This window comes from Leptolyngbya sp. FACHB-671, assembly GCF_014695745.1.
GTDB lineage: Bacteria > Cyanobacteriota > Cyanobacteriia > Elainellales > Elainellaceae > JAAUTN01.
The window spans coordinates 140,555-154,025 of the sequence record NZ_JACJOV010000129.1 but is presented as its reverse complement, the minus strand read 5'-3'; the positions used below and the strand labels follow the sequence as shown (position 1 = coordinate 154,025).

Annotated in this window: 17 protein-coding genes, 10 tRNA genes and 1 other RNA gene; 6 read left to right on the top strand and 22 right to left on the bottom strand. The window is 47.7% G+C overall.

Annotation, left to right across the window (positions count from 1 at the left end):
• Nucleotides 1-4 precede the first annotated feature (4 nt).
• Nucleotides 5-643 carry a response regulator gene (locus H6F93_RS35345; protein WP_190644411.1) on the top strand — a complete coding sequence of 213 codons (639 nt, stop codon included), beginning with the start codon at nt 5-7 and terminating at the stop codon, nt 641-643.
• 132 nt (nt 644-775) lie between these two features.
• On the opposite strand, the gene H6F93_RS19505 is transcribed toward H6F93_RS35345, so the two are convergent.
• The gene (locus H6F93_RS19505) at nt 776-1,588 is read right to left on the bottom strand and encodes a mechanosensitive ion channel family protein (RefSeq protein WP_190644412.1); all 813 of its coding nucleotides are present in this window, start codon (nt 1,586-1,588) and stop codon (nt 776-778) included.
• Between the two features lie 113 nt (nt 1,589-1,701).
• Nucleotides 1,702-2,904: a lanthionine synthetase C family protein gene (locus H6F93_RS19500; protein WP_190684130.1), complete on the bottom strand. Its 1,203-nt coding sequence runs from the start codon at nt 2,902-2,904 to the stop codon at nt 1,702-1,704.
• A gap of 145 nt (nt 2,905-3,049) precedes the next feature.
• Here H6F93_RS19500 and H6F93_RS19495 point away from each other — a divergent pair, with 145 nt between their 5' ends.
• Together H6F93_RS19495 and H6F93_RS19490 are read left to right on the top strand one after the other, a co-directional pair.
• Nucleotides 3,050-4,429, top strand: coding sequence for a carotenoid oxygenase family protein (locus H6F93_RS19495; protein WP_190684128.1), 1,380 nt, complete (start codon nt 3,050-3,052; stop codon nt 4,427-4,429).
• A 109-nt stretch (nt 4,430-4,538) separates the two neighbouring features.
• Nucleotides 4,539-5,126, top strand: a complete 588-nt coding sequence (locus H6F93_RS19490; protein WP_190684125.1) for a nucleotidyltransferase family protein — start codon at nt 4,539-4,541, stop codon at nt 5,124-5,126.
• Nucleotides 5,127-5,169: 43 nt separating this feature from the next.
• Here the strand turns inward: H6F93_RS19490 and H6F93_RS19485 are convergent, their stop codons facing one another.
• Nucleotides 5,170-5,538: a GNAT family N-acetyltransferase gene (locus H6F93_RS19485; RefSeq protein ID WP_190684122.1), complete on the bottom strand. Its 369-nt coding sequence runs from the start codon at nt 5,536-5,538 to the stop codon at nt 5,170-5,172.
• A 37-nt stretch (nt 5,539-5,575) separates the two neighbouring features.
• Nucleotides 5,576-5,734 (bottom strand): hypothetical protein, encoded by a 159-nt coding sequence (locus H6F93_RS19480; RefSeq protein WP_206755750.1) that lies wholly within the window; start codon nt 5,732-5,734, stop codon nt 5,576-5,578.
• Nucleotides 5,735-6,020: 286 nt separating this feature from the next.
• Here H6F93_RS19480 and H6F93_RS19475 point away from each other — a divergent pair, with 286 nt between their 5' ends.
• Nucleotides 6,021-6,242, top strand: a complete 222-nt coding sequence (locus H6F93_RS19475) for a hypothetical protein (protein ID WP_190684116.1) — start codon at nt 6,021-6,023, stop codon at nt 6,240-6,242.
• A gap of 92 nt (nt 6,243-6,334) precedes the next feature.
• On the opposite strand, the gene H6F93_RS19470 is transcribed toward H6F93_RS19475, so the two are convergent.
• A complete protein-coding gene (locus H6F93_RS19470) occupies nt 6,335-6,892 on the bottom strand; it encodes an RNA 2'-phosphotransferase (RefSeq protein WP_190684114.1) in 558 nt (185 codons plus the stop codon).
• 229 nt (nt 6,893-7,121) lie between these two features.
• Between H6F93_RS19470 and H6F93_RS19465 the strand changes: the two genes are divergently transcribed.
• Nucleotides 7,122-7,514 (top strand): hypothetical protein, encoded by a 393-nt coding sequence (locus tag H6F93_RS19465; RefSeq protein ID WP_190684111.1) that lies wholly within the window; start codon nt 7,122-7,124, stop codon nt 7,512-7,514.
• A 92-nt stretch (nt 7,515-7,606) separates the two neighbouring features.
• Here the strand turns inward: H6F93_RS19465 and H6F93_RS19460 are convergent.
• The 13 genes from H6F93_RS19460 to H6F93_RS19405 form a co-directional block, all read right to left on the bottom strand.
• Nucleotides 7,607-7,694 (bottom strand) — tRNA-Ser (locus H6F93_RS19460).
• A gap of 4 nt (nt 7,695-7,698) precedes the next feature.
• Nucleotides 7,699-7,782, bottom strand: a tRNA-Ser gene (locus H6F93_RS19455).
• Nucleotides 7,783-7,785: 3 nt separating this feature from the next.
• Nucleotides 7,786-7,862, bottom strand: a tRNA-His gene (locus tag H6F93_RS19450).
• A gap of 2 nt (nt 7,863-7,864) precedes the next feature.
• Nucleotides 7,865-7,938 (bottom strand) — tRNA-Ala (locus H6F93_RS19445).
• A 34-nt stretch (nt 7,939-7,972) separates the two neighbouring features.
• A tRNA-Arg gene (locus H6F93_RS19440) sits at nt 7,973-8,044 on the bottom strand.
• Between the two features lie 319 nt (nt 8,045-8,363).
• A tRNA-Arg gene (locus tag H6F93_RS19435) sits at nt 8,364-8,441 on the bottom strand.
• Between the two features lie 184 nt (nt 8,442-8,625).
• A tRNA-Trp gene (locus tag H6F93_RS19430) sits at nt 8,626-8,696 on the bottom strand.
• Between the two features lie 2 nt (nt 8,697-8,698).
• Nucleotides 8,699-8,774, bottom strand: a tRNA-Ile gene (locus H6F93_RS19425).
• Between the two features lie 5 nt (nt 8,775-8,779).
• Nucleotides 8,780-8,876: transfer RNA gene (locus H6F93_RS19420), tRNA-Cys, on the bottom strand.
• 16 nt (nt 8,877-8,892) lie between these two features.
• Nucleotides 8,893-8,976, bottom strand: a transfer-messenger RNA (tmRNA) gene (ssrA, locus tag H6F93_RS35860).
• Nucleotides 8,977-8,980: 4 nt separating this feature from the next.
• Nucleotides 8,981-9,054, bottom strand: a tRNA-Arg gene (locus H6F93_RS19415).
• Between the two features lie 487 nt (nt 9,055-9,541).
• Nucleotides 9,542-9,955 (bottom strand): alr0857 family protein, encoded by a 414-nt coding sequence (locus H6F93_RS19410; RefSeq protein ID WP_190684107.1) that lies wholly within the window; start codon nt 9,953-9,955, stop codon nt 9,542-9,544.
• Between the two features lie 78 nt (nt 9,956-10,033).
• On the bottom strand, nt 10,034-10,285 hold the full coding sequence (locus H6F93_RS19405) for a hypothetical protein (RefSeq protein WP_190684103.1): 252 nt from the start codon (nt 10,283-10,285) through the stop codon (nt 10,034-10,036).
• 98 nt (nt 10,286-10,383) lie between these two features.
• On the opposite strand from H6F93_RS19405, the gene H6F93_RS19400 reads away from it, so the two are divergent.
• Nucleotides 10,384-10,806, top strand: a complete 423-nt coding sequence (locus H6F93_RS19400; RefSeq protein ID WP_190684101.1) for a hypothetical protein — start codon at nt 10,384-10,386, stop codon at nt 10,804-10,806.
• A gap of 162 nt (nt 10,807-10,968) precedes the next feature.
• Here the strand turns inward: H6F93_RS19400 and H6F93_RS34735 are convergent, their stop codons facing one another.
• From H6F93_RS34735 to H6F93_RS19380, 4 genes are read right to left on the bottom strand one after another with little or no spacing between them, the layout of a single operon-like run.
• Nucleotides 10,969-11,127, bottom strand: a complete 159-nt coding sequence (locus H6F93_RS34735) for an AAA-like domain-containing protein (RefSeq protein ID WP_199313838.1) — start codon at nt 11,125-11,127, stop codon at nt 10,969-10,971.
• A 50-nt stretch (nt 11,128-11,177) separates the two neighbouring features.
• On the bottom strand, nt 11,178-11,843 hold the full coding sequence (locus H6F93_RS19390; RefSeq protein WP_190684098.1) for a response regulator transcription factor: 666 nt from the start codon (nt 11,841-11,843) through the stop codon (nt 11,178-11,180).
• Nucleotides 11,749-13,281: a sensor histidine kinase gene (locus H6F93_RS19385; RefSeq protein WP_190684096.1), complete on the bottom strand. Its 1,533-nt coding sequence runs from the start codon at nt 13,279-13,281 to the stop codon at nt 11,749-11,751. The genes H6F93_RS19390 and H6F93_RS19385 overlap by 95 nt, the downstream gene beginning before the upstream one ends.
• Complete coding sequence (locus H6F93_RS19380; RefSeq protein ID WP_190684092.1) at nt 13,278-13,457, bottom strand: hypothetical protein; 180 nt, start codon at nt 13,455-13,457, stop codon at nt 13,278-13,280. The genes H6F93_RS19385 and H6F93_RS19380 overlap by 4 nt, the downstream gene beginning before the upstream one ends.
• Between the last annotated feature and the right edge of the window lie 14 nt (nt 13,458-13,471).

The following is a 13,471-nucleotide window of genomic DNA, read 5'->3' as shown; positions in this document are numbered from 1 at the left end:
AGCGGTGTCAGAGCAACCAATTCGGGTTTTAGTAGTGGATGATCATCCGATTGTTCGCAATGGTTTGGTGTTGATGGTGCAGTATAAGCCCGAAATGGAAGTTGTTGCTGAGGCTGCAAACGGCTTGGAGGCAGTTCAGTTATTTCAGCAGCACCACCCAGATGTCACCTTGATGGATTTGCAAATGCCCGAAATGAGCGGAGTTGAGGCGATCGCCACCATTCGCCAAGCTCATCCAGAAGCCCGCATGATTGTGTTAAGCACCTACGACAGTGACGAAGAAATCTATCGGGGGCTACAGGCTGGTGCAAAAGGATATATTCTCAAAAATGCTCCAGTGGATGAAATTGTGAGAGCCATTCACATTGTGCATTCGGGTAAAAAATATATTCCTCCAGAAGTGGGAGAGAAGCTAGCAGAACGTATGAGTCGCCCTCAGTTGACTCAGCGAGAACAGCAGGTACTAGAGTTGATTGCTCAAGGCAAAAGTAACAGCGAAATCGCTGAAGCCCTACATCTGTCCGAAAGCTCAATCAAATATCACGCTAATCATGTGTTTAGCAAATTAGGAGTGAGCGATCGCACTCAAGCCGCACTGTTGGCAGTAAAAAAAGGGATGGTGAATCGGACGCTAGCTCCCTGAGCAGTTTAGTTCCCTCTTTTGCTTTTGCAAGCCAATCGAGTCCGGGAATTGCTTACTCAGGTCAAGCGTAAGATTTACAGGCTGCTTTCAGAGCAGTAAGTAGAAGGTTGTTATGTCAGACGTAATGAATATTTATTGCTCATTTTCGTCTTGCTGTTGCCGATACAGAGACTCAGAGATAATCTGCTGTATCTCAGATCGGAGTTGCTCGTAAGCTTCTGCCGCACACCAAGAACGTAGATATAAAACAGTCTTCTCGCGACTAACGGACGCGACATTACAGGTCGGTTTTGGGGTATTCAGTACCAGAGGATGGGGTTGGACTAAAGATAACAAGTGAGTAATGGTTGGTTCTATTGGGCGATCGCCAATATCTACTTCTAAATCAACCCGCCGAGTTCCCATTGCGGTCAGATTTTTCAACGTTCCAGAAAACAGGTTGTTGTTAGGCACAATAATTTTTATATGATCTGGAGTCAGAATCGTTGTTGAGAAAATTCCCACGCTGTCAACAATGCCTGCAACTCCCGCGCCTTCGATTACATCTCCAGCCTCAAACGGGCGGAAGGCAATTAACATGATGCCAGCCGCAAAGTGAGAGAGTGTATTCTGCAACGCTAAGCCAATCGCTAAACCTGCCGCTCCTAAAACTGCTACCAGGGTTGTTGTCTGAATTCCAATAACGTTGAGGGCTGCAATAATTCCAACGACAAGTGTGAGAAATTCAGAGGCTTGAATGAAAAACTTTCGTAAGATCGGTTCTACTTGAATGAGCAACCTGCGAGCTGTGTGACTAACCAGATTGACCCCAATGCGGGTGAGAATCAGGATGCCAACTGCCCATAGCAGCTTCAGCAGAATCTGAAGTGCGATGTCACTTAGACTTTGTCCTGTTGTTGGAGAGGGAGTCGGAGCAGCAACTTGAGCCAGGAAAAGAGGCAGCATATCGATTGAACTGTAGGCTTTAAGGAAAATCACTCTTCACTTTAAAGCGTACAGTTCACAGTCCTTAAACCCGAGTAGGACAGTCGCTAAAGCGTCTCAAGGCGTAATTGCATTCAAAACACGTCAATTGTTGGAAATTTTGCTTGGGCTTGCAGGCAGTCCCACAGATAAACCGCTAGACCCAAATCCCCTGTCCACAGCGGATAGCGCAACTGCCCGTAGAGCTGCTTAGAAAGACGGTACTGTTCAATTGCGTGCATGGCAAAGGCTCTGGCGCGATCGAGCCACATCTGATTTCCGGTTCGGAGGAACAGCTTGAGAAACGCATAGCCGTTGCCGCCAGTGCCGTGGCACAGATTCGACCCTTTCTTCAACGGACCTGCGTGCCAGGTTAGTTCGCCGCCCTGCTCTAAAATGCGATCGAATGGCTCATTAATACCGCTCGGCAGCAGTGCCAAAGCTGTCACCATTCCAGGTGCTCCATGACAATACTGCACCAGTTCTGGAGCTTGACCGGAATTCGCTGTATCATAGACTGCGTGCCAGTTTGCCCTTTCACCATCTGTCACTGCAGTATTCACCAGAGTCGTTATAGCTTTGGCTGAAATCTGTTGGAACTGATCCTCCTCCAATAAAGACTGCCCGATCAGCAACGGTGTTAAGTTGCTGGCAAAGCCATGTACGGGGCCCAAAAATTGCTTCTGACTGCCGTACAAGTCGATCGTCCATAAATATCCAACCTCACCAACGGGTTGCCATTCCTGTAACAGTAGGGCTGCTTGAGTTTTGAAGATATCTTGCCATCTCGGTTCTTGTGTCCACTGATGCATGAAGTAGGCAGCCAGCATTGAACCTGCAATTCCCCACATCAGCTCTCGAATCGGCTGAGTATCATTCTTGTGAACCGATCGCCAGATTTCGTTCGCTTTATCCTCAGAGGGGGCGAGTTTATATTGCAACAGGAGCAGCGGTAGTTCTCCAAATAGATAAGATGACTGCTCTGGATAAGGACTAACCTGCGGATAGCGCTGACGATTTTGCGCTAATGTTGCATCGAGATGAGTAGTAATATCAAAGGCTGAATCCACTGCGCCAACGGTCTGCAAGTAATCGATCGCCCACAGCACTCCTGCTTTGCCAAAATACAGGTCACTGCCAAGACTGTAATCATCCATTGGATGCCCAGCCAATAGCGGTACGGTTTGCAGTTGAGCGATAGTTTCGTGGACGATCGCTGCGATCGCCTCCTGAGCCGTATTGGGGTTCCAATCCCGTTGCAAGAGTGGATAGTGTCTGGCTGTATCAAATAAGGTCATTTCTTTACCTCAGTGCGATCACGACCCTCATTTCATTTATTTATTGTCATTGTAAATCGCAGTCTTTTGAGCAATTGCTACAAAGGGTTGTACCGCAAAGTGGGCATTTCTGCTACAAGGGAGAAGCAGGTTATTTCTCAAACCCATGACAGCCACCCTCAACCCTTACCTCGCTGACAACTTTGCCCCCGTCCAAACAGAGTTAACTGTTGAGCAATTAACCATCATTGGTGAGCTGCCACCTGAGCTAAATGGAATGTTCGTCCGCAACGGGCCCAATCCTCAGTTTCCACCTTTAGGTCGTTATCACTGGTTTGATGGCGATGGGATGCTACATGGTGTTCACATTCAGGATGGCAAGGCAAGCTACCGCAATCGCTACATTCAGACTAGAGGGTTTAAGCAAGAGCGGCAAGCAGGGCAGGCATTATTTGGGGGACTGCTCGAACCCTCGCAGGAAGGCTTCAAGAATGTCGCAAACACAGCTCTCGTGTGGCATCGCGATCGCCTGCTGGCTCTCTGGGAAGGGGGTGAACCTCACGCAATTGAGCTGCCCAATTTAGACACGAGCGGCACATATACCTTTGAGGGTAAGTTGTCTTCCCCTGTCACTGCCCATCCCAAAGTTGATCCGGTGACAGGGGAAATGATGTTCTTTGGCTACTCTCTGGGGCAACCGCCCTATGTTCAATACAGCGTTGTGTCTGCCCAGGGAGAATTGCTGCAAACTGTCCCAATCGACCTGCCTGTGGGAGTGATGATGCATGACTTTGCCATCACAGAACACTACACCATTTTTATGGATTTACCCCTCACCTTTCGGTTGGAACGGCTGCAACGGGGAGAACCTGCCTTTGCTTTTGAGCGCGATCGCTCTAGTCGGTTTGGGATTTTGCCTCGGCACAGTGATAACCAGTCGACTCGGTGGTTTGAAGCACCGAGCTGTTATGTCTTCCACACCCTTAATGCGTATGAAGAAGGCGATGATATCGTTTTAATTGCCTGTCGGACAAACAGCACCAGTGTTTTAGGCGCATCTCCCAGTTCCCACGAAGGAGATAATCGTCAGGTTAGAACTGATGTGCCGTTGCTCTACCGCTGGCAGTTCAACCTGAAGACGGGAACTGTGCAGGAACAGACGCTGGATGATCATTCCTGTGAATTTCCTCGAATCAATGAACAGTATCTAGGCAGACCTATCCGCTACGGATACGCGGGCAGCACTGCGCCAATCGAAATGCCAAAGTTTGATGGTCTACTCAAGTTCGATCTGGATAAACAGAGTGTTCAGAAACACTCATTTGGTGAAGGTCGTTATGGCGGGGAAGGTGTATTTGTGCCACGACCAAACGGGACTTCGGAGGATGATGGTTGGCTCATGACCTTTGTGCATGATGAAACTCAGGACAGATCGGAGTTAGTGATCATCAGCACTCAAACGATGACGAGTGAGGCTGTCGCCCGCATCCAGATGCCGCAGCGCGTTCCCTATGGCTTTCATGGCACCTGGGTTACGTTGCCTTAAGAACTATTGCATCGTCCAACTAGATAACCTCTCAGCGATAATCAGACAACGCTTTTCTCGCTGTTCACTGTCGATAATGGTGAGTTCAGTTACACAAAACTCTAGAAATATGGACGATTTGAAACGGCTTCAGCAAATTTTGGAAGGCTCTGCGATCGCCTCTGTCTTACCTGCGCTCGCAGAGCTCAATTTACCAAACTGGTGGTTAGCAGGTGGAGCAGTGCGAAACACAGTCTGGCAAGCAATCTTGGGTGAAGATTGTAAATTAGTGATCAATGATTTTGATATTGCCTTTTTTGATTTAGCAGGCGATCGCGCTCAAGAATTAGCAGCAAAGGCGGACTTGAGCAAACAGTTTCCTCATTACAAATTTGATGTGAAAAACCAAGCCAGCTTTGCTCGTTGGCGAACAGGGCGTAGACCTTATCACAGCACTAAAGATGGAGTTGCAGACTGGCTCCACACGGCAACCGCAGTCGGAGTGCAGTTGGATCAGCAGGGACAATGGCAATTTTTCACGCCCTATGGTCTGAACGATTTATTGCAGGGAGTTGTCTGCCCAACGCCTGCTCACGTTCACAATCCTGATGCCGAACGCAAAGCAGCGTCATTTATGGAACTGTGTCCTGCACTACGCTTGGCAGATCCTCTCAAAGATTTTTCAGGTGAACCGTTGTCGCGTTCAGAACATGCGTAACAAACTCACTATCACAGGTCGTAAAACCAAGCGACTGATAGAACTAACCTGCAATAGGGCTGGTTGTACGAACATGGAGCCAATCAAAACTCAGTGCTGTTTGGATAACGTGGTGAACTAATGATCGCCCAACTCCCTGACGGCGATCGCTCTGCATCACGTATAAACGTCGTATTCGTCCAACCCGAGTTGAATTGGCGTAGGGATCATGGTTTAACCCACAGATGCCAATGATGTGGTTTCCCTGCTTTACCAGGAATAATGCTTCTCCGGGGCGATCGAATCGATTTACTCCTGCCCTCCACTCGTTGATTAAGCGATCGATTGCTCGAAAGCCAGCCGTTTTGCTCTCAGCCAGCATTTCGGCTAACTCCTGTACAGGTAAATCCAGAACTCTTTGAACTTCGTACATTATCCTTCAAATTCTACGGCACTGCTGATCTGATGTATCAATTTCGTAGGGACATGGCAATGCCATGTCCCGCAGAGGGAATTGAGATCCGTGAACCATACCCGTTCATCAGCGCCAATTCTACAGGTTTAATGATTGAACGGTTAGGTCTTATCAGAACGGCGATCGACTTCTCCAAACCAACAGAAATTGCCATTCCAGCGAAGATGATTTGCTCAAAAACAACTCCCTCTTTCACCAGATGCACAGGGACAGGTTTGACTTCGTCTATCCTTGACGCAGGGTGACAGAAATTGAGTGGATTGCAGTTGTGCTTGGTTACTCACAATTTGGTTCAGTAGTTTGTGAATATCAGTCATGATTGGCACTTCATTGCAGTAGGTTGTCTATCTCTGTCGCAAGGTGGCTGCACGTTATTCCCCGATGAGTACACTAGAGTAAAACTGATGTAAACGTGATTGTGTAAAGGAAGAAGGGTGAGTATGGTTGCTGATGACTCCGCAAATGTACCAGAGCAAGTTGCTCAAGAAGATTGGTTTAGCCGTGGCAAATCAGATGCACTAATGGGCTATTCCAAACAACCTCCTGAAACTGATCCCGAACAAGCCAGCCAATATGACTTGGGATATGGGGAGGGGAGTATTCAATACTCTCTTGCTCAAAGATCTGAAGCATCGGATGATGCGATCGCTACAGAGAAATAAACCTGGTAGATCACTGCACAGTTGTATTCACTGTTAAATATTTGTCCAGAATTTTGATGTCACCAAACTGATGTAGACGTATATTGATTCCCTTAGCTATCGGTTTCTAGCACTATGAGATATCGAGGTGGAACCTCATCTACTAGCCAGACCCCGTTGTCTGAGCAGTAAAAGGTAAATCCGGCTTGCTGCATGAGGGCAGTATCAACCTTCAAAATTACAGGGCGACCATGCCGCATTCCCACTTTTCGGGCAGTTTCCACATCTCCAGACAAATGCACATGATGCCTTGACATCTTGAGCAACCCTGATTGCAAAATTGCAGGAACAGATTGTTCGCCCGTCCCGTGATACAACACGTCTGGCGGAATTTGGGGTTCTAGTTGCAAATCGACTTCAGTGCTGTGTCCCTGATTAGCACGAATACGAGTTTTGGTTTCATCAAACGAGAACCTTTGTTTATCGCTGGTGGCGACTATATCCTCTAATTCTGTACGAGTAAGAGGAAACTGATGGGCTGCACAAGCAGACAACAGCTCATCAGCGCCTACCCAACCACCAGGAGCCAAAGTGAGTCCAAGATGCTCTGGAGTATGCCGCAGATGTTTGCTGAGGTATCTGCTGATTTTTGTCTGCCGTGCTTTGTCCATTGCTGCAAATTCCTATGCTTTTTCACTTATGAAGATTGCTTTTTGAGCGATCGCCAAAGTAAATGTAGTTAAAACATCTTTTTGCCTCTCTCATAGTTCTTGTTACTTTTCTATGAAGTGATCTGAATCACAGGAAATTCATCGCTCTACAGATAGGTTTAGCTAGTCCAATGATAGGTTTGTCGAGACTAAATTTGTCAGAAGAGTTTGAGCTTCAAGGAGCCGGGTTTTGACGAGCTACAATGATATTGATGATGAGCTAAAACGATTGAAGGAAGCAGTCTTGTATCCTGAAAACCCGTCAGATTCATCAACCTATGAAGAATCTCTAAAATCGGGAACTCAGAGTTTACAGGAAAGCATTAAAGTTTTAGAAGATCTTTGCTCGGATTTGAGAAGCAAGTGTCAAATGAGTATGAGCAAGGCAACTGTTAGCCATGACAAAGCTCAAACTGCTTTGATTGAGCAAGATATGGCTTCAGTGTTTCAGCATTCGATCGATAAACAGGTTCACATTCGGCTAGTGCAAGCATTGAAAACAAGAATTGAACAAGTCGAGACTGCTAAAGTATCTCTAGAGAAGCATTTAGGTAAGTTAAAGGCGTTGCTTAAATACTCCTAACTTCTGTTCTTTTGATATACTCACTTTGCAAGGGGTCGCCCTTCAAAGCGAATATGTACCATTGCTATCGCCTCTTACTTATCAACAAAACAGCGGAAGGAGGAGGAGTCGAACCTCGGTAGCGTTACACTATCCTCTGGTTTTCCAAACCAGTTGCCGTCCACACAGCGGCACCTTCCATCAGCGGAAACTGGAGGAATCGAACCTCTACAGAATTGACTGCACGCCTGTTTTCGAGACAGGTTGTCGCCCATCGACCGCAATTTCCATTTGGGGTGACTGACGAGAGTCGAACTCGCTAACACTGGTGTCACAGACCAGCCCCTCCACCACTTCGGGTTCAGTCACAGTGGATTCTGGTCGGATTTGAACCGACATCTTTCTGCTTGCAAGGCAGACGCTTTCCCAATTAAGCTACAGACCCACGATTGCCACCTGGCAATAACTTGAATCAATAGCAGGAGTGGTAGGGCTCGAACCTACACAAGCCGATTTAGAAGACCGGTGCCCATCCATTAGGCGACACTCCCAAAGTTTGGTAGTCCTGGCAGAATTTGAACCTATAACCGTGCGGTTAATAGCTGCCCGCTCCGCCCTTGAGCTATGGGGCAACGAGTGAGTAGTCAATCTGTTGCAAGCTACACTTTGAAAGGCTTGCAGAAGATGATCAATACTCACGAGTGGGAAGCGACAGAATCGAACTGCCTTCTCACCGTCTTCAGCGGCACGTGAGCACCAGATTCACCAACTTCCCGTTTTGGCGGAGGATAGAGGAATCGAACCCCTAGCCCAAGGACTACCCTGGTGTTCAAAGCCAGTTGCCGACCATTCAGCGGTATCCTCCACAATTGGCGAGAACGGAAGGAGTTGAACCTTCACCCTTCGGTTTCGTAGATTGATGTGTTCATCCAGTTACACCACGTTCTCAAAGATTTTAAAGACGTGCCGCTCGTCCACTTCGCTTCTGCACCATCAACGTCGTGGTAATGTCGTGCAAGTTGAAAAAGCTGTTATTCATACACAGGATTTGCACCTGTATGGGACTGTTTTTTAAAACAGTTGCCTTTACTATTGGGCGAGTATGTAAGCTTTTCCGGTTAGGGCACGACAACGCACAGACGAGGATTTGAACCTCGAACAATGGTTTTGGAGACCGTGATGTTGCCGTTACACTATCTGTGCATTGGTTGCAGTGGTGGGAGTCGAACCCACATAAGCTCGGTTATGAGCCGAGTACCTTAACCATTAGGTGACACTGCAATGGTTGGACTCCAGGGCGGGAATTGCTCGCGAAGCGCTACCGAAGGTTCGCGCGAATAGTTGGTTTTGCAGACCAACGCCTTCCCACTTGGCGACCTGGAGGGGTAATCTAAAAGTTTGGTGGAGACGTGGGGAATCGAACCCCAATCCTGCAACCGTCCGTTTGTTGGCTTCGGAGCAGTCGAACACCAATCGCGTCCCCACAGCGAGGATGACAGGAGTTGAACCTGCAGCTTCCTGTTTCGAAGACAGGCGCTCTATCCATTTGAGCTACATCCTCATTTAGAAGTATCGACGGGAGTTGCACCCGCTTCTCCGTGCTTGAGAGGCACAGCGACTGCTTTGATTCAGACTAAGCTACATCCCCAAGGTGGCGATTCAGTTGTCAAGGTTCAGGTTCGCTGATGTCAGCAGGAATTAGAGGAAGCAACGCCGTTCCAGGTAATGAGTTTGCTGGAGGTGATGAATTGCTTTAATACGTTGGGTTGAAGATGATCCCTGATTAGAAGGTTTATCTCGAAGGGGTGCAGAAGCACCAGAGAAATGAGTTTGTAAGAACTCCGAACACTTCGAGAGAAGACCTATTGATTGAAGGGAGCGAGTAGTCATTGGATTAGCTCTTTTGTGTCTCATCTCATGCTACAAATATAATACAACGTACTACAAAATGTCAAGGGCATACTACAACTTTTTTGGGAGGGAGTTTGGAAGGGAGAGGGAGAGTGCCTCAAAATGTCTGTATCCCCCTCTTCTACCAGAGTTGTCCATTACGCCAGAGAAGAAACGTGTGCTTCACTCATTTGCCATAGCTTGTAGATGAAGAACTCGGTGCGATGCGAAGCAGTTCCCTCTTGGGGGTAATCGCTTATCGCCGTTAGAAACATCCCTTCGTGAGCCTCTTTGCTTTCGGCAACCCAGCTTCCGTTCAGGCTCACTTCTACAAACTCCTGATCTACAGGAATGAGCGTGACAGTTGAGCTGCCTTCTTGCTGCAACGCGATCGCTAGTTCTTCCAGTTCAGGAATATCAGCAGGTAATAGAAAGGAGGCACGACCTGGTTCAACGTGGAGCGGTTGTCCTAACCGCATTGCCAGAACGACGCGCTGTGCGATTAACATCTCGGGTGCGGTCATCGTCCGCTCCATGTACAGTCCGACTTCGGTGTAATTCAGCTTTAACATGGGTAATTTACTCCTCAAAAAATAACCCCCGCCTCTGATGACTAGGAGCGGGGGTTTGGGAAATTGATATGGTTTTCCCTAGGTGGGTGTCAGGGTTGCGCTGCACCTCCCGCTTGCGGTCAGTTGATCTGAATTGAACGATTCGGAGTGAATGCGATCCGAATAAATTGCTATATCAATGCTTTTACGGACATCAATGCCTTTCCTGACGGATCTGCCGCCGCTAAAGCGATACGTTCCCTCGAACGCAGACAGCGCCAGTGCGCCTAAACCTGGATGGGATTGGCACGATATGGTGTTGCTTGGGGTGGCGAGGAGAAGGCGTATCATGAAAGGCTGTAGTATTCGTGTTACAAGTCTGGGCTATTACATACTACACTTGTAGTATTGGGTTGTCCACTCTTTGATCAAAATTAGGACGTTCGATCATGAATACACGCAAACGAGGTACTACTCCGGAGATGCAGGTCACGAGTATCCGGTTGGAATCTGAGCTAAAAGAGCGATTGCGAGAAATTTCCGGTGAGCAAGGCTATCAGGCTCTCATCCGAGATATACTTTGGCAGTTTGTGGAGCAACAAACAATATCAGATGATAAGGAATTATCCCAAGTGGAAAATGGCTTTGCATCGCTTTCTGATAAAAGTAGGCGATCCTCGGATCAAGAAGTTACAACAATGCACTTCCACTCATCTCGGTTGTCCATGTCAAATATTCGAGCAACTTTTAGCGTGATCGCACACAAAGAGGAGAGATGCGCCATTACCGGACAATATATTCATCCCCAACAGAAAATATGGTTGGGATTGACAGATACTGGCGAACTTGTTCCTTTGAGCTTATACAATTAACTGACGGGAGCATGTTTCCTCTTGGCAGAAGTCTTTGCGACACAGTCCTCTAGCCAGCAATGCCTCATACAATTCAGCGTCTGCCTGTCTGGTCCCATAGCGTAGACGTATCGGTAGGCAAACTGCTGCTAGGCTAATAGGGATATGCCGCCGAGTCAGTACTCATCTGACTTCTCCCAGGTGCTGTTGAAAATATTGACGATACACAGAGCAGCGCGGTTTAGCCTCGTTGCTTGTCAGCCGAATGAGTTCCATACTGTGAAGCTGATAGGCGGCGATTGGCTCTAGCTGAACAGAACTGGTTTGTCCTTGGTTTAGCAGGAAGATTGCTTTGACAGAAGGAATTGCTACATACTATCAGCCACAAAACTTTAGACCCGTAGCCGATAACCTACACCCCGAACCGTTTCAATACGATTGTCTCCCAGCTTTTTTCGCAAGTGCCCGACATAGACGTTGACAATGTTAGTGCCGGGGTCATAGTCATATCCCCAGATACGATCGAGAATCTGTTCTCGTGTAAGTACTTGCATTGGATGACGCAGAAAAAATTCTGCGAGTAGAAACTCTCGGGCTGAGAGCTCGATGGAGCGATCGCCCACCCATGCCTGACGAGTCAACAGATTTAGTGTGATATCAGCCACCTGCAATGAAGTATCTGGCTGAGTGCGGGGTACTTGATTGCGAAGCTGCACTCGAATGCGGGCGAGCAATTCTTCAAAGCTAAAGGGTTTAGTGATGTAATCATCTGCGCCACCCTCCAATCCAGCGACCGTATGTTCTACGCCATCTCGCGCCGTAAGAACAATGATTGGAATGGTTTGTCCCTGTCCGCGAAAGGCTTTGAGGACGGCTAACCCATCTTGATCGGGTAGCCCTAAATCTAAAATCACCAGATCAAAATCTCCGGCATGGCTTACTTGCAGTGCTTCTCGCCCCGTGTTAACGGCGATGGTCGTGAAGCCGTGTGCCTGTAGCCCGGATTCCAGAAAGTCGATGATGCGGAGATTGTCTTCGATGATGAGAATTCGACTCATGGATAGTGGCTGGAGTAGCGTCAAGTGGAATCACAATCGTAAAGGTAGCACCATGACCGGGATGACTGGAAAGCTCAACCCGGCCGCCATGAGCATGGGCGATCGCTTCCACAATAGAAAGCCCTAATCCATGATTTTCGCCCTGAGTTTCCTGTGCTGTGGTGACAAAGCGTTCAAAAATACGCACCTGATCTTCTAGGGCAATTCCTTCTCCTGTATCGCTCACCCAAATGTGAGCATGGTTTTCGCGGATTGAGGAACCGAGGGCGATCGCATCCCCTACTTGAGTATGGCGAATAGCATTCTGCACTAGGTTCATTACAGCTTGGGTAATCCGCTGGCGATCGACCCGAATTGGGCTTAAACCTTTCGATTCCAGCTTCCACTGTCGATTTGCTAGAGAACGGACTTTGAGATACAGTTCCTCGGTTAACCAGTCCAATTCTTCCAACTTGAGCGTGAGAAAATCGGGTCGTTCTGCCTTTGCCAGGAGCAATAAATCATTGACGAGGCGATTCATTCGATCGAGTTCATCAATTGCCAGTGCGATCGTTTGTTCCTGTCGTTCCGGGCGATACTTTAAAGTTTCGAGATAGCCGCGAATCACGGTAATCGGGGTTCGCAATTCGTGACCAGCATCTTTCAAAAATTCCTGCTGGCTCTCAAACGCAACCTGAAGTCGATCTAGCATCGCATTAAAAGTGGTCGTCAATTTGGCAATTTCGTCTGTGCCCTCTACCGCAATTCGCTGAGTCATATCCGACTCGGTGATAGACTGTGCGGTTTCAGTTAACGTTCGCAGCGGAGACAGCACTTGTCCTGCGGTTGTCCAGGCGATTACCGCTGCAATTCCCATGACCCCCAACATGACCGGAATGATCAGTAACACTGCTCCATCCACCAACTGATAAATACTATCAGCACAGTGAACAATCACTAACACTCCCTGAGCTTGTCCATCAATAATGATAGGTTCCGCAATGTAAAACAGTTCACCCGCTGAAGTATTGACGCTTCCTTGCTCGGCATTCACTAACTGTCCCCATTGTTGAATTAAGGCAGCATCTTGTGTTAGCAATTCCGTTGGAAACAGGTCAGTGTATTGATAAACCTCGCCTTGTAGGAGAGCGATCGCATAGTCGTCTGCATCTATTGGTTCGTATTGGGACAGGAAAACATCAAAAATCGTAGCAACTTGCTGTCCAGCGGATGCATTAGAACTTGGACGATACTCACGCACAAGTTGTTGAAACTCATCGGTTTGGCGTGAAACATATTCCTGAGAGTGGTCACGAATCCGCTCATATAGAATATGGTGAGTTACCAAAATAGATGCAACCCCAGAGAAGGTAGTGAGTAAAAAATACCAGATCAAGATCCGAGGACGGGTACTGTTAAACCATTGCCGCCATTGCCTGAGAGGAGGCATGTAACTCATGGCAACCTCCTCAGTTGGCGAGAAAACAGGATTTCTAAATGAATTCGCTGCTGCTTTGAGAATTTAACAGAAGCAGTTTCGTCAGTATGGACACTCCCTGAGTTCACATAAGTCATCTGCTGTTGCAAGTAACTCATGTATTGCTGCACAGAGAAGTAGGATATTGATTGAGCCATGATGAACTGCACTC